We start from the raw sequence: 18,072 nt of genomic DNA, 5'->3' as shown, positions 1-18,072 counted from the left end.
ATCTGTCACTTCCCGAACCCGTCGTGCAGACGAATGTACGCCCGTGATCAAGATCACACCAGAGGTAATTTCAGTCCGAATCCAGCGACCGGAGCAGCGCCCGGGTACGGGCCCTGACCTCCGGCGATGCATCGAAAAGCACACCCACGTACTCGTCGACACCGGCCGCCTTGAGCTCCTCGACCCGGGCCGTCACGGTCGCCTCGTCCCCGATCAGGGCCGCGTCGGCGGGACCCGCATAACCCTCGCGGTCCAGCATCGCCCGGTACGACGGCAGGTGCCCGTACATCGCGAACTGCTCGGCGGCCCGGGCGCGGGCACCGTCGACGTCATCGGTGACGGCCACCGGCAATCCGGCCACCACGCGCACCGGACGCTCCCCGGCCGCGGCCCGCAACGCCGGACCGACATGACCACCGAGGGTCTTGGGACCCGTCATCCAGGTGATGGTGCCCTCGGTGCGGCGCCCGGCGATCTTCAGCAGTTGTGGGCCCAGCGCGGCGAGGTAGACGTCCGGGCGCGGGGCACCGGCGATCTGCAGGGCGCCACGGGTGGTCACAGTCTCCCCCGGCGCATCCGCGGGCTCGCCGGCCAGCAGCGGCAGCAACCCGTCGAGATACTCATTGAGCCGACGCACCGGCTTGTCCCACGGGATGCCCCACATGCCCTCGGTGACGGCGGCGTGGGTCATGCCCAGTCCCAGGATGAACCGCCCGCCGGCAATCAGGTTCAGGGTCAACGCGCGCTGCGCCATCTGCATCGGGTGCTGATTCTGGATGGGCACCACCCCGGTGCCGACCTCGATCCCGTCGACCTCCCGAAAGGCGACGGCCAGCACGGTGAGAAGGTCAGGCTCGTAAGGCATCTGGGTCATCCAGACCCGCCGGAACCCCTCATCGCGGGCCCGGGCGAGGTATTCCACGGTGGCGTCCACCGGCGAACCGCCGCCACTCAACGACCCGAACAGACTTACCTGCATGCCGCGCTCCTGTTGAATGTCGCACCATGACCACGCAGCAGCCACGGCTGGGAAATTTCGGGCCGAACTGGTTCGCATCGGTGATGGGGACGGGCATCGTTGCGACCGCGGGCGCGACATTACCGATTCATCTACCCGGACTGCGCGGCTTCGCCGAAGTGGTGTGGGTGGTGGCCGCGGCACTGCTGGTGGTACTGCTGGTGGCGGTGACGGTGCAATGGGTGCGCCACCCCACCGTGGCGCGCAGCCACGCGCGCAACCCGCAGATGGCCCATTTCTACGGCGCCGCCCCGATGGCGCTGCTCACCGTCGGCACCGGTGCCATCCTGGTCGGCCGTGACCTGATCGGTGAGCGGCTGGCCGTCGACATCGACTGGGTGCTGTGGACGGCGGGCACCGTGGGTGGGCTGTTCACCGCCATGACCATCCCCTTCATCATGTTCACCCAGATCGATGTGGGTCCCGACGCGGCCTTCGGCGGCTGGCTGATGCCGGTGGTGCCGCCGATGGTGTCGGCCGCCGCGGGTGCCCTGCTGATTCCGCACATGGTGCCGGGCACCGGTCGCACCACCATGCTCTACGGCTGTTACGCGATGTTCGGGCTGTCGCTGATCGCCGCGCTGATCATCATCAGCCTGATCTGGAGCCGACTGATGCACTACGGCACGTCCGGGACGGCGCGGGTGCCCACCTTGTGGATCGTGTTGGGGCCGCTCGGTCAGGGCATCACCGCGGCCGGGCTGCTGGGCACCAACGCCGTGCTGGCCGCCCCCGCCGACGTGGCGGCCGGGATGAGCGTGTTCGCGATCCTGTTCGGCGTTCCGGTGTGGGGCTTCGCGGTGTTGTGGATCTCGCTGGCCACCGCGCTGACCGTGCGCACCCTGCGCCGCGGGATGCCGTTCGCCCTGACCTGGTGGAGCCTGACCTTTCCGGTCGGCACCTTCGTCACCGGCACCACGCAGCTGGCCGTGCACACCGGGCTGCCGGCGTTCGAGGTGGCGGCCGTGGCGGCCTACGTCGGCTTGCTCTGCACCTGGGGCCTGGTGGCGGTGCGGACGGCCCGCGGGAGCCTGGCGGGCAGCCTGTTCGCGCCGGCCGCGCCGGGGCCGATCAGGGCTTCGAAGGAGCCCAAGACCAGCGGGAAATGAAAATGCCCCGTGTTGCCGTCGGGTCGGGGGGTCAGACGGCAACACGGAGCTATCCGGTGTATCGACGCACTTCCGCGCAGCGTTACAGGTATCCGGAAACTTTTTTCGAGATTCTGTCGGGACTGGTCAGGCTTCCAGGATTGCTGTCACGCCCTGGCCACCGGCCGCGCAGATCGAGATGAGGCCGCGCACCGGCTTACCGGTCTCTTTCTTCTTCTCGGCGAGCTGCTTGGCCAACTGGGCGACGATGCGGCCACCCGTGGCGGCGAACGGATGCCCTGCAGCCAGCGACGAGCCGTTGACGTTGAGTTTGGTTCTATCGATGGAGCCCAGTGCCTGATCCAAGCCGAGGCGCTCCTTGCAGTACTCGTCGGATTCCCAGGCGGCCAGGGTCGCCAGCACCACCGACGCGAAGGCCTCGTGGATCTCGTAGAAGTCGAAGTCCTGCAGGGTCAGCCCGTTGCGGGCCAGCAGTCGCGGCACTGCGTAGGTGGGCGCCATCAGCAGGCCGTCGGGGCCGTTGATGTAGTCGACCGCCGCGGTCTCGCCGTCGACGAAGTAGGCCAGCACCGGCAGGTTGCGCTCGGCGGCCCACTCCTCGGTGGACAGCAGGGCGACCGACGCGCCGTCGGTGAGCGGGGTGGAGTTACCGGCGGTCATGGTGGCGTCACCGCCCCGCACGCCGAAGACGGGCTTGAGCTTGGCCAGCTTCTCCGGCGACGACTCGGGCCGCAGGTTGTTGTCCCGGTACAGCCCGAGGAAGCCGGTGACCAGGTCATCGAAGAAGCCGCGGTCATAGGCGGCGGCCATGTTGCGGTGGCTGGCCGCGGCGAGCTCGTCCTGGTCGACGCGCTTGACGCCGAACTGCTTGGCGGTGATGGCGGCATGCTCGCCCATCGACAGGCCGGTGCGTGGCTCACCGTTGGTGGGGATGTCCACCCCGACCGCGGCGGGCAGCTTGCCCACCAGCTTGAGCCGGTCCAGGTTGGACTTGCTGCGACGCAGGCTCAGCAGCACGTGCCGCAGGTTGTCACCGAAGGCGATGGGGGCATCCGAGGTGGTGTCGACGCCACCGGCGATGGCGGAGTCGTACTGGCCCAAGGCGATTCCATTGGCCACCGAGATGGCCGACTGCAGGCCGGTGCCGCAGGCCTGCTGCAGGTCATAGGCCGGGGTATACGGCGACAGGGCGCTGCCCAGCACGCTCTCGCGGACCAGGTTGAAGTCGTGGCTGTGCTTGAGCACCGCACCACCGACCACCATGCCGATGCGTTCACCCTGGAGCCTGAAGCGGTCGATCAGACCGTCCAGCGCGGCGATGAACATGTCCTGGTTGGAGGCGTTGGCGTAAGCGCCGTCCGAGCGGGCGAAGGGGATCCGGTTACCGCCGAGGATCGCGACGCGGCGAGAATTCGTGTTAGCCATATCCCAATGTTACCCGGCGTTCTTACTCTGGAGTAAGTTAGATCCCATGGCTTCCGATTTGTTCACCCAAGTGGTCAACTCCGGGCCCGGATCGTTCCTGGCCAAGCAACTGGGCGTACCCCAGCCCGAAACCCTGCGTCGTTACCGAGCCGGCGAACCGCCGCTCGCCGGCTCACTGCTGATCGGCGGTGAGGGCCGCGTCGTGGAACCGTTGCGCACCGCCCTCGCCGGCGACTACGACGTCGTGTCCAACAACATCGGCGGCCGCTGGGCCGATTCGTTCGGCGGGCTGGTGTTCGACGCCACCGGCATCACCGAACCCGCCGGCCTGAAGGCGCTCTACGAGTTCTTCACCCCGGTGTTGCGCAACCTGGGGCATTCCGGCCGCGTGGTGGTCATCGGCACCACCCCGTCCGAGTCGCCAACCGCGCACGAGCACATCGTGCAGCGGGCCCTGGAAGGCTTCACCCGCTCGCTGGGCAAAGAGGTGCGCCACGGCGCGACGGTGTCGCTGGTCTACCTGGCCGCCGACGCCAAGGCCGGCGCGACGGGCCTGGAGTCCACCCTGCGCTTCATCCTGAGCGGCAAGTCCGCCTACGTCGACGGCCAGGTGTTCCGGGTCGGCGCGGACGACTCGGTGCCGCCCGCCGACTGGGACAAGCCGCTGGCCGGCAAGGTCGCCGTGGTGACCGGCGCGGCCCGCGGTATCGGTGCGACCATCGCCGAGGTGTTCGCCCGTGACGGCGCCGCCGTGGTGGCGGTCGACGTGCCGCAGGCCGAGGAGGCGCTGACGCAGACCGCGAAGAAGGTCGGCGGCACCGCGCTGGCGCTGGATGTCACCTCGGCGGGAGCAGTCGACGCCATCATCGCGCATGTCACCGAACATCACGCCGGCAAGGTGGACGTCCTGGTGAACAACGCCGGCATCACCCGCGACAAGCTGCTGGCCAATATGGACGAGGCTCGTTGGGACGCCGTCATCGCCGTGAATCTCCTTGCGCCGCTGAACCTCACCGAAGGACTGGTCGCCGCGGGTGCGCTCGGCGAGGGTGGCCGGGTGATCGGTCTGTCGTCGATGGCCGGTATCGCCGGGAACCGCGGTCAGACCAACTACGCCACCACCAAGGCCGGCATGATCGGCATCGTGGACGCACTGGCGCCGTCGCTGGCCGAGAAGGGCATCACCATCAACGCGGTGGCGCCCGGATTCATCGAGACCAAGATGACCGAGGCGATCCCGCTGGCCACCCGCGAGGTGGGCCGGCGGCTGAACTCGCTGTTCCAGGGCGGCCAGCCCGTCGACGTCGCCGAGCTGATCGCCTACTTCGCCAGCCCGGCGTCGAATGCGGTGACCGGCAACACGATCCGGGTCTGCGGGCAAGCCCTGCTGGGGGCGTGATGAGCGCTTGCGCGAAGAACCGGAGGCACCGATGAGCGCTTGCGCGAAGAACCGGAGGCACTGATGAGCGAGCAGCCCAACGGCCTGCTGAACATGGCGCGCGCGGTGGCCGGCGCGCTGCCGTTCGTGCCGCGTACCGGCGGATTGCCGGACCGGACGGTGCACGTGTCCGATGTGCGGATCGACGCGGCCAATGTCGCGGCGTACGCGGGGGTGACGGGTCTGAAGTTCGGCGACACCGTGCCGCTGACCTATCCCTTCGCGTTGACCTTCCCGACCGTGATGTCACTGGTCACCGGTTTCGATTTCCCCTTCCCCGCAATGGGTTCGGTGCATGTCGAGAACCGCATCACCCAGTACCGGCCCATCGCGGTCAGCGACACCCTGGACGTGGCGGTGCATGCGGAGAACTTGCGCGAGCACCGCAAGGGCCTGCTCGTCGACATCGTCACCGAGATCAAGATCGGCAACGATGTGGCGTGGCACCAGGTGACCACGTTCCTGCACCAGCAGCGCACCAGCCTGTCCGGTGAGCCGCGTCCCGAACCCGCCAAGCAGCCCAAGCTGCCGCCGCCGAACGCGGTGCTGTCGATCACGCCGGGGCAGATCCGCTCCTACGCCTCGATCGGCGGCGACCACAACCCGATTCACACGAACTCGTTGGGCGCCAAATTGTTCGGCTTCCCGACCGTGATCGCACACGGCATGTACAGCGCCGCGGCGGTGCTGGCCAATATCGAGGGTCAGTTGCCCGACGCGGTTAGCTACACCGTGAAGTTCGGCAAGCCGGTGCTGCTGCCGGCCAAGGCCGGGTTGTGGGTGGACCACGACGCGGACGGCTGGAACCTGGCGCTGCGCCACCTGAAGAAGGGCTACCCGCACCTGACGGCGACGGTAAGGCCGCTCTAGTTCGCAGGCCACGCGTTCAGAAGGTGACCAACACCAGGACGTAGAGAATCGCCACCGACGACGGGTCGAGCAGTCCCTGTCCCAACACCGGGTTCGGCTCATCGTCGATGGCGCGCTGCGCCAGTGCGGCGCGCGTCGCATACCAGCAGGTGGGACACATCTGCCCGAGTACCGCGGCGGGCGCACCGGTGCCATCGATCAAAGTGTCGCCGTCTGCGGCCACCGTCACCGAGTTCGAGTTCAGCGCGTCGAGTTTCTCGCAGATCAGCTTCCGCATCGCCGCGCCGGCACGGGAGAGGTCGGCCATGACCGGCTGGCCCAGCCTGTCCCGTTCGTCCCGGGCCACGCGCAGGAGATACTCCTGCCCACCGGAGAGGTTCGCGCTACGCCCGAGCGGCAGCGCGGTGTTGATCATCGCCAGCATCGACGACTCCCGACGTGCGGCGTGGTACCGCGCGATCTCCGCCACCATCCGCTCGTCGTCCAGCCGACCGGCCTCCGCGTCGAGCAGATGGCGATCCTCGTCCGCGTGGTAGTGCGACGGCGACACCTCGGGTAGCAAGCGCTGCAGCGCTTCACTGTTCCTGTAGTCCGCCAGTACCTCGGGAAACGACATGACCTGCCGGGCAGGCAGGAAGACGCCGGTTTCGAAGGCGTCGCCGGGACGGGACAGAAACCCGTCCAGCCCACGCTTGTTGGCCATGAGACATCCCCCCATGTCACCAGCCCGCCCTCCGATGAGGGCAAGTCATGCAAGGTGTAGTCGGAGATCGAAACCGAAACCGAACGGTGATCTACGGCACAGTGTTACGCGGTGTCGACAGCCTTGTCCGCGGACGGCCGACCCTTCAGGCCGCGCCAGAACAGGTTGATCATCAGCTCGGTGGCGTCCTGCACATCGGCGTCCCCGGTGCTGACGCGGTCGGCGATGGCCTCACCGGCGCCCACCAGCGCGACGGCCATCATGTTGAAATCCGCGTTCGGCTCCGGGTTTCGGGTGCCCGACTGCAGCAGCCGACCGACCAGGTCGATGATCCGCTCGCGGCCCTCACGCACCGTGTGGGCGAACGCCTGCGAACTGGTGGCCTGACTGTAGAGCACGATCCAGGACGACCGATTCTTGTCGATGTAGCCGAGGAAGGCGCCGACAGCGTTGCGCAGCATGTCTTTTGGGCTCAGCGTGAAATCGATGTCACCGCGGACCACCTCGACGAACCGGTTGAGCTCCCGGTCCAGACAGGCGCCGAACAGTTCCTCTTTCGAGCCGTAGTACAGGTAGAGCATCGGCTTGGAGATCTGGGCCTGGCCGGCGATGGCGTCCATCGACGTCTCGTGATAGCCGTTCACCGAGAACATCTGCACAGCGGCGTCGAGCATCTGCTGCTCACGCACGGCGCGCGGCAATCGCTTCGTTCCACCTGCCATCGGACCAGCGTAGGCAATGGTGCGGTCAGGACAGTAATTCGCCTCGCCGCTGCTCCTCCCAGAGCGCCATCCTGGTCCTGGCGGGCTCGCCGACGGCGTCCATCACCAGCGGCACCAGCAACTCGGTCAGCAAAAACCCGGCCGCCATGCTCTGGTAGGTGGTGCCGACCGAGCTCGAGGCGGCCAGCACCACCTCGGCGTCCGGGGCCACCGGGCAGGCCAGGTCATCGGTGATGAGCAGCACGGTGGCACCGGCCCGGTGGACACGGGCGGCCAGTTCAGCGGCGCTGCGCTGATAGCGGTGGAAGTCGAACAGCACGAGCACGTCGGAGCGGTCCAGTTCCAGCAGTGCCCCCAGGTCGCGGCCGGTGGGATCGCCGAGCACGCGGATACCCGGCCGCAGCTGCTCCAGATGCGCCGCCAGATGGGCTGCCAGCAAATGCGAGAACCGGCCGCCGTGGAAGTACACCGTGCGGTCGGTATCGGCGAGCAGCCGGACGGCCGCCTCCACTGCCGCGGCGGGCAACTGCGTCAGCGTCTCGACGGCCCGATCGCTCTGGGCCCGGCCGTGGTGCAGCAACCGGTCCAGCAGACTGCCCGCCGGTGGGGCGTCGGACACCCGGCTGATGGGCCCACTGGACTGGGCCGACAGTTCGGCGCGCAACGCCACCTGCAGGTCGGCGAACCCGTCGTAGCCCAGTGACTGCGCGAACCGCAGCACCGTGGGCGGGCTGACCTCGGCCCGCTGCGCCAGCCTGGCCGCACTGGCCAGCCCCGCGCTCGGGTAGTCGGCCAGCAGGGCGCGACCGACCCTGCGCTCGGCCTTGCTGAGCATCGGCAGCGCCGCGCTGGTCCGTGTCGCCACGGACTGTGGAGGCTGCGGGTCGGCGGTCACGCCTGTCAATCTGCCATGACCGGCACCGTCGTGATCACCTGGTCATGCAGGGAGATGGCATTGACGCTCTCCGGCGGCAGTGGTTGCCAGTCCAGATCGCCGAACCCGGTGGAGCCGACGATCAGTGCGCCGGTCGCCGAGCGGGCCCAGCGCAGTCCGAAGTAGTCCTCCAGGTGCTCGGCGGGCAGATCGGTGACGCTGATCTCGGCGACGTCCTCAGCAGACAGAATGCTGCGGGCGTTGGCGTGCACGGCGATGAGTTGTCCCTCACCGAGCAGCAGGGCGTTGAGGCTGGCGTCCGGATAGTGGGCACGGACATCGGCCACTGCGGCGCGCACCGCCTCGATGAGGTCCGGGGTCCGGCGCCGGTGCGCGCGGATGATGCCGAAGTACTTCTCGCTGTCGGTGGTGCCGTGCAGCGATGCGGCGATACCCGGTTCGAGCAGGGCGTCCAGGGCTTCACCCGGCTTGATCGAACCGTTGTGCGCCATCGCCAGACCGTCGGCCACGAAGGGGTGCGAATTCTCCGGCCGTACCGCCAGACCGCTTGTCGCCCAACGCAGATGCACGATGCTGCCGGTCGAGCGCCAGTCCTGCATATACGCGGGGAAAGCCTGATCGCGCACCGCACTCTGGGCACTGACGTGCACGCGCGGCCCTCCTTCGCCGGCGGCGGCGATACCCCAGCCGTCGCCGTGCACCTGGGTGAGCGCCACGAAGTCCTTCAGGACGTGCGCACCCACCGCCTTCTCGATCGAGATCGGCTCAGCGCAGACCACACCCAGCAAGCGACACATGACTTCCCCCTATCCGAGATTATTTTATGAATATTTCTTCGATACGTGCATCTTAAAGATTCTGAAACATTTATGACATAACGTTTCCGCCGAACCACTACCGAGGGAGGTCGTCGATGACAGCAGACACCGAGCGGGAACTCGTGGATCGGCTGCGCGCCGACAACGTCGCCCTGGTGGCCGGTTCGATGACCGACCTGGCAGGCGTCACCCGGGCCAAGTACGTCCCCGTACACCGGCTGGGCGCCTTCGTCCGTTCCGGCATGGGGGTCTCCCCGTCGTGGAGCGTGTTCTGCGTCGACAGCGGTATCGCCTTCACCCCGGATATCGGCGTCGTCGGTGATCAGCGGCTGCGGATCGACCCCGCCGACCTGCATCTGATCGGCGACGGCATCGCCTGGGCGCCGGCCCGCCTCGGCGATCAGAACGGCGACGCCGCGCCCCTGTGCGCGCGCTCGCTGCTCGGCGCCGCCGAGTCCGCCCTGGCCGGACACGGCCTGACGGCGCTGGTCGGCGCCGAACTGGAATGCACCATGCTCACCGAGGACGGCGGCCATGTCACGGCCGAACCCTGGTCCCCCTACGGCATCCGCACCTCACTGCACCACGCCGCATTCCTGACCGATCTGGCCGCCGACGCCGACCGGGCCGGGCTGGCCTTCGAACAACTGCACACCGAGTACGGCCACGATCAGCTGGAGATGTCGCTGCCACCCGCCGCGCCGGTGGCGGCCGCCGACGCGGTCATCCTGGCCCGCATCGTGATCGGGCGCACCGCGGCCCGGCACGGGATGAAGATCTCCTTCTCACCCGTCCCGTTCTTCGGAGAGGCCGGCAACGGCGCACACCTGCACCTGTCCCTGGCGGACGAGCAGGGTCCGCTGTTCTCCGGCGGCCACGGACCGCACGGGATCCGGCCCGCAGGTGAATCCGCCATCGCCGGTGTGCTGGACACGCTGCCCGATCTGCTGGGCGTGTACGCCGGTTCGGTCCTGTCGGGCACCCGCCTGCAGCCGGGCAACTGGGCGGGTGCGGCACGCTGCTGGGGTCTGGAGAACCGCGAAGCGGCCGTCCGCTTCGTCGCCGCCACCCCGGGAAACCCGCACGGCGCCAACGTCGAACTGAAGATCATCGATCCCAGTGCCAACCCGTATCTCGCCATGCTCGCCTTCCTCGGCAGCGCCCTGCGCGGGATCGACCGGAAACTGCCACTGCCCGACGAAGTCGCCGAGGATCCCGCGGGCACCGTCGAGGCACTGCCCGCCGATCAGGACACCGTGCTGGACATCTTCGAAAGATCAACGGTCGCAGCCGAATTACTCACCCCGGCTGTCATCGACGCCCTGGTCGCCGTTCGCCGCTACGAACAGCGCACCTTCGGCAGCCGGCCGCTGACCGATGCCATCGCAGCGCTGCGACTGGCCTGGAGCTGCTGACCCCAACCACCGCCGAATTCCTGGAGGAATCGCATATGAGCACCGAAACACCCACCGAGACAGACCAACTGCCGCGACGGCGGCTGCCGTTCTGGGTGGCACTGGCCCTGTCCGTCGCCACCGTCGGGCCGACGCTGGCCATGTCCGGTAACGGTCAGGGCCTGATCGCCACCGTCGGCAAGGCCCTGCCGCTGGTCTTCGTCATCGGCCTGATCGGCGTGTCCCTGGTCGGCTACAGCTTCGTCCGGCTGACCCGCCACCTCAACCACGCCGGCTCCGCCTACGCCCTGGTCGGCGGCACCGTGGGGCCACGGGCCGGCTTCTTCTCCGGGTTCGCGATGCTGGGTGCCTACGTGGGCTTCTGCATCGGCACACTGGCCCTGACCGCGGCCTTCACCAACGCCTTCATCGCCCAGCTCCAGGCCGGCAGTGAGCACCCCTACCAGCTGCCCTGGCTGGTGCCCGTGGTGATCGGTGCCGTGATCTCGGTGCTGCTGGCCGGCCGCGACGTCGCCCTGCTGGCCAAGATCCTGCTGGCCATCGAGGGGGTCGGCATCCTGGCGATGGTCGTCCTCGTCGTCGTCATCTTCGCCCGCGGTGGGGCCCCGTCCACCGGGGTGGACTTCAGCGTGTTCTCGTTCTCCGGCAGCGGTGTCTCCGCGTCCGCGGTGATCTCCGGTGTGGTGGCGGCCTTCCTGTCCTGGGCCGGGTTCGAGGCGTGCGCCTCGATGGGTGAGGAGACCGACAACCCCGGCCGCAACATCCCGCGCGCACTCGGCGGCACCCTGATCCTGACCGGAGTGCTGTTCGTCGTCGTGATGTTCGCCCAGGTCATCGGATTCGGTACGGACCAGGCCGGTCTGGCCGCCTTCCAGGGGTCCGGCAACACCCTCGGCGATCTGGGCAGCACCTATATCGGCCAGTGGTTCAGCCTGCTCATCATCTTCACCGCCACCGTCGCCGCATTCGGCTGCCACATGGCCACCGCCGCCACCTCCGGCCGCATGCTCTACGCGTTCGGCCGCGACGGATTCGGCCCGCGCGCCCTGGCCCACATCCATCCGGCCACCGGCGGCCCGCGCCGGGCCACCTGGCTGGTGGTGGGCCTGGCGCTGGTGGTCGACGTGATCTGCGGGGCCGTCGGCTGGCCCGATATGGGCACCGGGAACCCGGCCATCGACACGTACTTCCTGTTCGCGGTCGCGGGTTCGGTGTGCCTGATGGTGTGCTACCTGCTGGTCGAGATCGCCGCGGCATGGTTCGTCGGCGCCCCCAAGTTCCTCTCGGTGCACGGCGGGCACGGCAAGGTGGCCGGCCTGACACTGCCGCTACTGGGCGCGGTGGTGATCGCGGTGGTGTTGTGGTTCAACGTCAAGGACGCCGAAACCTGGACGGCGGCACCGCTGCTCGGCCTGTACTGGTGCCTGGTCGGACTGATCATCGCGCTGGCCGCCTCCGGTATCGCCAAACGGGTCGGTGAGTCGCTGACCGCCGAACTGCAATTGCCGGGTGCGCAGTGACGACGCTGTACCAACGCGACGAGGCCGCCATTGCCGGAATCGAGAAGCTGCGGTTCTTCCCACTGGAGGTGGTGTCCGGGCACGGCAGCACGCTGGTCACCCCGGACGGCCGGGAACTGCTGGACCTGTCGGCCACCTGGACCGCCTCCGGGCTCGGCCACGGGCATCCGGCGGTCGCCGAGGCAGTCAGCAGGGCGGTGCGCACCGCACCCGGTTCCGGTGGATTGTCGGCGGTACACCCGGATTCGGTCGGGCTGGCGGAGGATCTGCTGGCGCTCGTGCCCGGCACCGGTGAGCGCCGCGTCTACCTCGGGCACGCCGGATCCGACGCCAACGACGTCGCCCTGCGGGCGTGCCGGCACGGCACCGGCAGACGCACCGTGCTGGCCTTCGAGCACAGCTACCACGGCGGGGTGGGGGTGGCCATGGGTGTCTCCGGCGTGCACGTCGACGCCGGCGTGGCACCCGACCCGGATGCGGTCTTTCTGCCCTACCCCAACCCTTTCCGGCCGCACGGCCCCGATGACGTGGGAACCTGCCTGGTGCTGGCCGAGCGGCACTTGTCCCAGGGGCAGATCGCCTGCCTGATCGTCGAACCGATCCTGTCCGACGGCGGGCTGGTGGTGCCGCCGGACGGTTTCCTGGCCCGGCTGCACCAGTTGTGCCGGCGGTTCGGTGTCCCGATGATCTGTGACGAGGTGAAGATGGGGCTGGGTAGGCCCGGCACCCTGCACGCCTTCGAGCACGACGGGGTGGTGCCCGATATCGTCACGTTCGGCAAGGTGCTCGGCGGGGGCCTCCCGCTCTCGGCCGCGGTCGGTCCGGCCGATCTGCTGGACCACCCGCCCGCCGCGGCACTGCTGACCACCGCGGGCAATCCGGTCTGCACGGTCGCCGGGCGCGCCGTGCTGGCCACCATCGTCGAGGAGCAGCTCGCCGAGCGCGCCGCGAAAGTCGGCGCGGTGCTTACGGATGCGCTGCGCGCACTGGACACCGACCGGATCGGCGACGTCCGCGGGCGGGGGCTGGCCATCGGGGTGGAACTGGTGGACCCGGCGACCGGGGACCGCGATGCGCGGCTGGCCGCCCAGGTGGTGTACCGGGCGTGGGAACTGGGTGCGGTGGTCTACTACGTCGGCGGCAATGTCCTGGAGGTGACGCCGCCGCTGGTGCTCACCGAGGACGAGGCCCTGCGGGGCGCCGAGATCATCGGAGCGGCCATCGCCGATGCCGCGACGGGTACCGTCGACGCCGAGGAGGTGGCCCGTTATGCCGGCTGGTGACGTCATCGACGTGTTCGATCGCGTGCAGGTGCCCGAGAAACTGGCCGACCATCTCCGCACCGTCGAGCTGGTCGACCACCACGTGCACGGGGTGTTCAACGAACCCGTCGACCGGGCCGGATTCGAAGAGTCCATCAATGAGGGCTCGACCGACCCCATCCCCGGGTTCATGACCCAATTCGATTCTCCGCTGGGCCTTTCCCTGCGGCGCTGGTGTGCGCCACTGCTGGGCCTGGATGCCTTCGCCGATGCCGACACCTACTGGAAGCGACGCACCGAACTCACCCCCGGTGAGCTCGCGGACGTCTTCCTGCCGCCGGCGCGGGTCGCCCGCTGGGTGGTGGACACCGGATTCAAGGGCGATCTCATCTCGACCCCACAACGCCTCACCGAGTTGAGCGGCGCCCCGTGCTCGGAGATCCTGCGCCTGGAACGCCTCGCCGAGGATCTGCTGGAGGCGGGTACCGCAGCCGAGGCGTTCCCGGAGGCGTTCCGCGCGGCACTGACCGCGGCGGCGGCCAATCCGGAGATCGTGGGCACCAAGACGATCGCCGCCTACCGCACCGGATTCGATATCGACTGGTCACGTCCGTCGGATACACAGGTCGTCGAGCATGCCCGCGCGCTGGCCGCCCGGCCGTCCACACGGGTGGACAGCCCCGTGCTGATCGCCTTCGGGGTACACGAGGCCGCCGAACGGCAGCTGCCGATCCAGGTGCACGTGGGGTTCGGCGACCGCGACCTGGATCTGCAGCGCACCGATCCGCTGCTGTTGCTGCCGTTGCTGCGCACCATGGTCCCCGTCCCGGTGCTACTGCTGCACTGTTACCCGTTCCACCGCCAGGCCGGCTATCTGGCCCAGGCCTTCGACCACGTGAATTTCGATGTGGGCCTTGGTATCAACTACCTCGGCGTGCGCTCGACCGCACTGGTGGCCGAGGCCATGGAGACGGCACCGTTCGCGAAGCAGCTGTACTCCTCCGACGCTTTCGGACCACCCGAGCTGCACCTGCTGGGATCGGTGCTGTGGCGCCGCGCGATGGGTCTGGAACTGGGCGGCTGGATCCACCGCGGTGACTGCTCGGTCGAGGACGCGATCCGGATCGTGGACATGATCGGTGTCCACAACGCCCGTCGGGTCTACGGGCTTTGAATCATTCCGGGGCACCGCTTTTCGACGAACTGCGCCGATTCGTCGAACGCGATCAGGCACCGTTCTACAGCCCGGGGCACAAGGGCGGACGCACCATGGACCCGTGGTTCCGTGCGAACATCGCGGCGATCGACCTGAACAACCTGCCCGACCTGGACACCCTGCACTGCCCGGAGGGGCCGATCGCCGACGCCGAACGCCTGATCGCCGACGCGTGGGGGGTGGGCCAGAGCTTCATCATGGTGCAAGGGTCCACCGGCGGGAACATCGCGGTAGCCCTGTCGGCGCTGCGTCCCGACGAACCGGTGCTGGTGCAGCGGAACGCCCACAAGTCGGTGCTGGCCGGGCTGGTCCAGTCCGGTGCCCGGCCGGTGTGGCTGGAACCGCAGTGGGACAGCCGATTCGGTGTGGCACACGGCTTGGACGCCGAGGTGGTGGAACGGGGCCTGACCGACAGCGGCGCGAAGGCCCTGTGGCTGTTGCACCCCACCTACTACGGCACGACCGCCGATATCACCGCCCTGGACGCGTTGTGCCGGCGGTTCGGGGCCACGCTGCTGGTGGACGGCGCGCACTCACCGCACTTCGCGTTCCACGACGATCTCCCACCGGCCGCCGAACGATCCGGTGCCGCGGCCACGGTGCAGTCGGTACACAAGATCCTCTCGGGGTTGAGCCAGGCCGCGGTGTTGCACATCGATCCCGAACGACTGGACCCGGCAACGGTGCGGCGGGCACTTCAGCTGGTACAGACCACCAGCCCACATTTCGCCATCATGGCCTCCATCGATCTGGCCCGCAGCCAGATGGCTTGTCATGGACGCGATCTGCTCACCGAGACGTTGCAGCGGGCGCGGCGGACGGCCCAGCGGCTGGCCGCGATACCCGGACTGCAGGTCCTCCGCGGCTCCGACGCCACCGGCCCGGGCACCGGGTTCTGCCATCTCGACGAGACCAAACTGCTCATCGGCACCGGCGGGTTGGCTGCCGACGCCCGTGAGGTGATGGCACGGCTCAACCGGGTGCACGGTGTACAGCCGGAACTGAGCGGGCCCGGGCACATTCTGTGCATCACCACCATCGGCAACACCGATCGCGATATGGACCGGCTGGTCGACGGTTTCGCCGAGGTCTGCACACATGCCGGCACCCGCGCCGGCGGCAGCGACGCCGGACTGGTCGGCGATCTGCTGGCGCTGCGCGCCGAACCGGTGCTCACCCCCCGCGAGGCGTTCTTCGCCGCCGACGCGACCGTTGCGCTGGCCGACGCGACCGGCCGGGTGGCGGCCGAGGCGATCACCCCGTACCCGCCCGGGATCCCGCTGGTGATGCCGGGCGAGCGGCTGACCGGCGACGCGGTGGCCTTACTGCGCGCGCTGCGGGCGTCGGGCACCCCGATCAGCGCGTCAGACCCGATGCTCGACCACGTCAAAGTGGTGCGCTGAGCCGGCTCAGATCGTGATGACCCCGCGGTACCGGGCGTGGCCCTGTTCCATGGCGGCGTAGGCGTCGGCCGCCTGCTCCAGCGGGTACTGCTGAATCTGGGCCCGGACACCGTGCAGCACAGCGAAGTTCATGGTGTCCTCGACATCGGCCGCGGTCCCGGACGGGTGCCCGGCCACGGTCAGCGCCGGGGTGATGAGGTCCAGCGGGCTGATCGGCAGGGGGTCCGCGGACACCCCGATGACGATCAGCTCGCCGCGCGGATTCAGGCCGCCGACCGTCTGGCCGATGGCGGCGGCGTTGGCCGCGGTGGCCAGCACCACCGCGACACCGCCGAGCGCGCGCAGCGACTCGCTGACATCGCCGGCCGTCGAGTCGACATAGTGGTGCGCGCCGAACCGACGGGCGTCGTCGGCCTTGTCCTGGCCACGCGCGACGGCGATGGTCTCGAAGCCCATGGCCCGCGCGAACTGGATGCCGAGGTGTCCGAGCCCGCCCACCCCAAGCACCGCGACCCGGTCCCCGGCCACCGCATGCGTCGACCGCAGCGCGTGATAGACGGTGACTCCGGCGCAGCTCATCGGCGCCGCGTCGACGAAGGACAACGCCTCCGGAATCCGGGCCAGCGCAGTCGCCGGCGCCGTCACCGACTGGGCATATCCGCCCGGGTACTGCCAGCTGGGCACCTGACCGTTCTCGCAGTGGATGAACTGTCCCTTGCGGCACTGCCCACAGTGATTGCAGTTACCACCGAACCAGCCCACCGCGACGCGCTCACCCACAGCGAAACCTTCGACACCCGAACCGATTTCGGCGATGGTGCCGGCGATCTCGTGCCCTGGGGTCAACGGCCACGACATTCCCGGGAAATGACCCGCGACGAACTCGCGGTCGGTCCCGCACACTCCGCACGCCTGCACGGCGATGCGCACATGCCCCGGCGGCGGCGAGGACGTCGCCACCTCGACGAGCTCGAGTGGCCCCTGGGCCGCGGCGACGTGGACGGCGCGATGTGTGGTCATAGGTGAATCCTGCGACGATGTCGCGCGCCGCGCCAGCGAAACCGGCAAGGTGGTCAGGTCAGCACTTCATCGCGGCGAGACGCCGCAACGACGCGTCCACCGCCGGCACCGCGAGCTGGCCCGCGTTGACCGACTTCTCCAGATGATCGAGGACGGCCGGCACCTCGCCGGTGGTCACCCACAGCGCGATATCCGCCCCGGCCTGCAGCGCGCGCAGGACCGCCTCGGCCACGCCGTACCGGGCGTTGATGGCCGCCATGCTGGACAGGTCGTCGGTGAACACGACGCCGTTGAAACCCGGACCGCCGTAACCGCCCGAGCGCAGCAACGCGTACGCCGGCCCGCTGAGGCTGGCCGGGTCGGTGCCGGTCAGCCCGGGCACCTGCAGGTGCCCGACCATGACCGCGACGCCGGGCAACGTGGTCAGGGTCTGATACGGCACCAGGTCATCCGTCTTCAACGCGTCCAGCGGCGGCGTGGTGACCCCACCGGTGTGCGAGTCGCCGGACCCGTGGCCGTGACCGGGGAAGTGCTTGAGCACCGGCATGACACCACCGTCGTGCAGGCCGCGGGCGTAGGCCCCGGCGTACTCGGTGACCTTGGCCGGATCCGAACCGAACGACCGGTCCCCGATCACCTCGTCGTCGGCCTCCTCGGTGACGTCGACGACGGGAGCGAAATCGACGGTGATGCCGAGGTTGCGTAACGCCTGACCACGCTGCAGCGCGATCTGATACACCTCGTCGGGGGTCTTGGTCGCGGCCAGCACCCGCGGCGAGGGCTGGGCCCCGATCAGGTCGGCGAGCCGCGATACCCGGCCGCCTTCCTCGTCGACGCTGACCGCCAGCGGCAGGGCGGACGCCGCACCGGCGATATCGGCCAACGGCGCACCGAAGATGGATTTGTCGGTCCAGCTGCCGATGAAGATGCCCCCGACGTGATAGTTCGTCACCACGGCCTTGGCGTCCGCGGCGTCGGTCACCCCCACCATCAGCAGCTGGGCCAGCTTCTCCCGGATCGGGAGGCTGGTGACGTCACCGCAGAGCGGAAGCGCGGGAGACGGCGCGGGGGCCAGCGGCATACTCGTCGACGCGGGAGTCACGCTGCTGGTCGCCGGCGACGCCGCCGGTTCGGGTGCGGAGTGCGAACACCCCAGCAGTAGTCCGGACAGCGCTGTCAAGGCACCCAGGGTGCGGGACATCGGCATGTCCACGAACCTTAGTCGCCGTCTCGCATAC

16 protein-coding genes are annotated in these 18,072 nt (G+C 68.9%); 8 read left to right on the top strand and 8 right to left on the bottom strand.

What is annotated here, in order from left to right; all coding sequences use genetic code 11:
* Positions 1-70 precede the first annotated feature (70 nt).
* Positions 71-979 carry a TIGR03564 family F420-dependent LLM class oxidoreductase gene (locus FHU31_RS02885; RefSeq protein ID WP_167155680.1) on the bottom strand — a complete coding sequence of 303 codons (909 nt, stop codon included), beginning with the start codon at positions 977-979 and terminating at the stop codon, positions 71-73.
* A 26-nt stretch (positions 980-1,005) separates the two neighbouring features.
* Between FHU31_RS02885 and FHU31_RS02880 the strand changes: the two genes are divergently transcribed.
* A complete protein-coding gene (locus FHU31_RS02880) occupies positions 1,006-2,127 on the top strand; it encodes a TDT family transporter (protein WP_167155677.1) in 1,122 nt (373 codons plus the stop codon).
* A 126-nt stretch (positions 2,128-2,253) separates the two neighbouring features.
* On the opposite strand, the gene FHU31_RS02875 is transcribed toward FHU31_RS02880, so the two are convergent.
* Positions 2,254-3,552 carry an acetyl-CoA C-acetyltransferase gene (locus FHU31_RS02875; protein ID WP_167155674.1) on the bottom strand — a complete coding sequence of 433 codons (1,299 nt, stop codon included), beginning with the start codon at positions 3,550-3,552 and terminating at the stop codon, positions 2,254-2,256.
* A gap of 46 nt (positions 3,553-3,598) precedes the next feature.
* On the opposite strand from FHU31_RS02875, the gene FHU31_RS02870 reads away from it, so the two are divergent.
* Both FHU31_RS02870 and FHU31_RS02865 read left to right on the top strand, forming a co-directional pair.
* A complete protein-coding gene (locus tag FHU31_RS02870; RefSeq protein ID WP_167155671.1) occupies positions 3,599-4,951 on the top strand; it encodes a 3-oxoacyl-ACP reductase in 1,353 nt (450 codons plus the stop codon).
* Positions 4,952-5,014: 63 nt separating this feature from the next.
* Complete coding sequence (locus tag FHU31_RS02865; RefSeq protein ID WP_167155668.1) at positions 5,015-5,860, top strand: MaoC/PaaZ C-terminal domain-containing protein; 846 nt, start codon at positions 5,015-5,017, stop codon at positions 5,858-5,860.
* A 16-nt stretch (positions 5,861-5,876) separates the two neighbouring features.
* Here FHU31_RS02865 and FHU31_RS02860 read toward each other — a convergent pair whose 3' ends face one another.
* The 4 genes from FHU31_RS02860 to FHU31_RS02845 all read right to left on the bottom strand — a co-directional run bounded on the left by FHU31_RS02860 (position 5,877) and on the right by FHU31_RS02845 (position 8,977).
* Positions 5,877-6,563, bottom strand: coding sequence for a hypothetical protein (locus FHU31_RS02860; RefSeq protein WP_167155665.1), 687 nt, complete (start codon positions 6,561-6,563; stop codon positions 5,877-5,879).
* Between the two features lie 104 nt (positions 6,564-6,667).
* The gene (locus FHU31_RS02855) at positions 6,668-7,285 is read right to left on the bottom strand and encodes a TetR/AcrR family transcriptional regulator (RefSeq protein WP_167155662.1); all 618 of its coding nucleotides are present in this window, start codon (positions 7,283-7,285) and stop codon (positions 6,668-6,670) included.
* A 25-nt stretch (positions 7,286-7,310) separates the two neighbouring features.
* On the bottom strand, positions 7,311-8,150 hold the full coding sequence (locus FHU31_RS02850) for a MurR/RpiR family transcriptional regulator (protein ID WP_263988183.1): 840 nt from the start codon (positions 8,148-8,150) through the stop codon (positions 7,311-7,313).
* Between the two features lie 35 nt (positions 8,151-8,185).
* On the bottom strand, positions 8,186-8,977 hold the full coding sequence (locus tag FHU31_RS02845) for a class II glutamine amidotransferase (protein WP_167155659.1): 792 nt from the start codon (positions 8,975-8,977) through the stop codon (positions 8,186-8,188).
* Between the two features lie 116 nt (positions 8,978-9,093).
* On the opposite strand from FHU31_RS02845, the gene FHU31_RS02840 reads away from it, so the two are divergent.
* From FHU31_RS02840 to FHU31_RS02820, 5 genes are read left to right on the top strand one after another with little or no spacing between them, the layout of a single operon-like run.
* Entirely contained in the window at positions 9,094-10,413 is a 1,320-nt protein-coding gene (locus tag FHU31_RS02840) for a type I glutamate--ammonia ligase (protein ID WP_167155656.1), read from the top strand.
* Positions 10,414-10,448: 35 nt separating this feature from the next.
* Positions 10,449-11,933 carry an APC family permease gene (locus FHU31_RS02835; RefSeq protein ID WP_167155653.1) on the top strand — a complete coding sequence of 495 codons (1,485 nt, stop codon included), beginning with the start codon at positions 10,449-10,451 and terminating at the stop codon, positions 11,931-11,933.
* Complete coding sequence (locus tag FHU31_RS02830) at positions 11,930-13,216, top strand: aspartate aminotransferase family protein (RefSeq protein ID WP_167155650.1); 1,287 nt, start codon at positions 11,930-11,932, stop codon at positions 13,214-13,216. Before FHU31_RS02835 ends, FHU31_RS02830 begins: the two co-directional genes overlap by 4 nt.
* Positions 13,203-14,369: an amidohydrolase family protein gene (locus FHU31_RS02825; RefSeq protein WP_167155647.1), complete on the top strand. Its 1,167-nt coding sequence runs from the start codon at positions 13,203-13,205 to the stop codon at positions 14,367-14,369. Before FHU31_RS02830 ends, FHU31_RS02825 begins: the two co-directional genes overlap by 14 nt.
* A complete protein-coding gene (locus FHU31_RS02820; protein ID WP_208410120.1) occupies positions 14,366-15,814 on the top strand; it encodes an aminotransferase class I/II-fold pyridoxal phosphate-dependent enzyme in 1,449 nt (482 codons plus the stop codon). The genes FHU31_RS02825 and FHU31_RS02820 overlap by 4 nt, the downstream gene beginning before the upstream one ends.
* 6 nt (positions 15,815-15,820) lie before the next feature.
* On the opposite strand, the gene FHU31_RS02815 is transcribed toward FHU31_RS02820, so the two are convergent.
* Together FHU31_RS02815 and FHU31_RS02810 are read right to left on the bottom strand one after the other, a co-directional pair.
* Positions 15,821-16,834 carry an alcohol dehydrogenase catalytic domain-containing protein gene (locus tag FHU31_RS02815; protein WP_167155644.1) on the bottom strand — a complete coding sequence of 338 codons (1,014 nt, stop codon included), beginning with the start codon at positions 16,832-16,834 and terminating at the stop codon, positions 15,821-15,823.
* Positions 16,835-16,892: 58 nt separating this feature from the next.
* Complete coding sequence (locus FHU31_RS02810; RefSeq protein WP_167155641.1) at positions 16,893-18,041, bottom strand: glycoside hydrolase family 3 N-terminal domain-containing protein; 1,149 nt, start codon at positions 18,039-18,041, stop codon at positions 16,893-16,895.
* Positions 18,042-18,072 lie beyond the last annotated feature (31 nt).

This window comes from Mycolicibacterium fluoranthenivorans, from assembly GCF_011758805.1.
GTDB classification, from domain to species: Bacteria; Actinomycetota; Actinomycetes; order Mycobacteriales; family Mycobacteriaceae; genus Mycobacterium; species Mycobacterium fluoranthenivorans.
Note: the sequence above shows the minus strand (reverse complement) of the source record. Positions and strands in the feature narration are given on the sequence as shown.

Coding starts and splice junctions, on each gene's coding strand:
- FHU31_RS02825 (WP_167155647.1), top strand. CDS start 13,203: ATGCCGGCTGGTGACGTCATCGACGTGTTCGATCGCGTGCAGGTGCCC.
- FHU31_RS02875 (WP_167155674.1), bottom strand. CDS start 3,552: ATGGCTAACACGAATTCTCGCCGCGTCGCGATCCTCGGCGGTAACCGG.
- FHU31_RS02885 (WP_167155680.1), bottom strand. CDS start 979: ATGCAGGTAAGTCTGTTCGGGTCGTTGAGTGGCGGCGGTTCGCCGGTG.
- FHU31_RS02815 (WP_167155644.1), bottom strand. CDS start 16,834: ATGACCACACATCGCGCCGTCCACGTCGCCGCGGCCCAGGGGCCACTC.
- FHU31_RS02845 (WP_167155659.1), bottom strand. CDS start 8,977: ATGTGTCGCTTGCTGGGTGTGGTCTGCGCTGAGCCGATCTCGATCGAG.
- FHU31_RS02835 (WP_167155653.1), top strand. CDS start 10,449: ATGAGCACCGAAACACCCACCGAGACAGACCAACTGCCGCGACGGCGG.
- FHU31_RS02865 (WP_167155668.1), top strand. CDS start 5,015: ATGAGCGAGCAGCCCAACGGCCTGCTGAACATGGCGCGCGCGGTGGCC.
- FHU31_RS02810 (WP_167155641.1), bottom strand. CDS start 18,041: ATGCCGATGTCCCGCACCCTGGGTGCCTTGACAGCGCTGTCCGGACTA.
- FHU31_RS02880 (WP_167155677.1), top strand. CDS start 1,006: ATGACCACGCAGCAGCCACGGCTGGGAAATTTCGGGCCGAACTGGTTC.
- FHU31_RS02870 (WP_167155671.1), top strand. CDS start 3,599: ATGGCTTCCGATTTGTTCACCCAAGTGGTCAACTCCGGGCCCGGATCG.
- FHU31_RS02840 (WP_167155656.1), top strand. CDS start 9,094: ATGACAGCAGACACCGAGCGGGAACTCGTGGATCGGCTGCGCGCCGAC.
- FHU31_RS02860 (WP_167155665.1), bottom strand. CDS start 6,563: ATGGCCAACAAGCGTGGGCTGGACGGGTTTCTGTCCCGTCCCGGCGAC.
- FHU31_RS02855 (WP_167155662.1), bottom strand. CDS start 7,285: ATGGCAGGTGGAACGAAGCGATTGCCGCGCGCCGTGCGTGAGCAGCAG.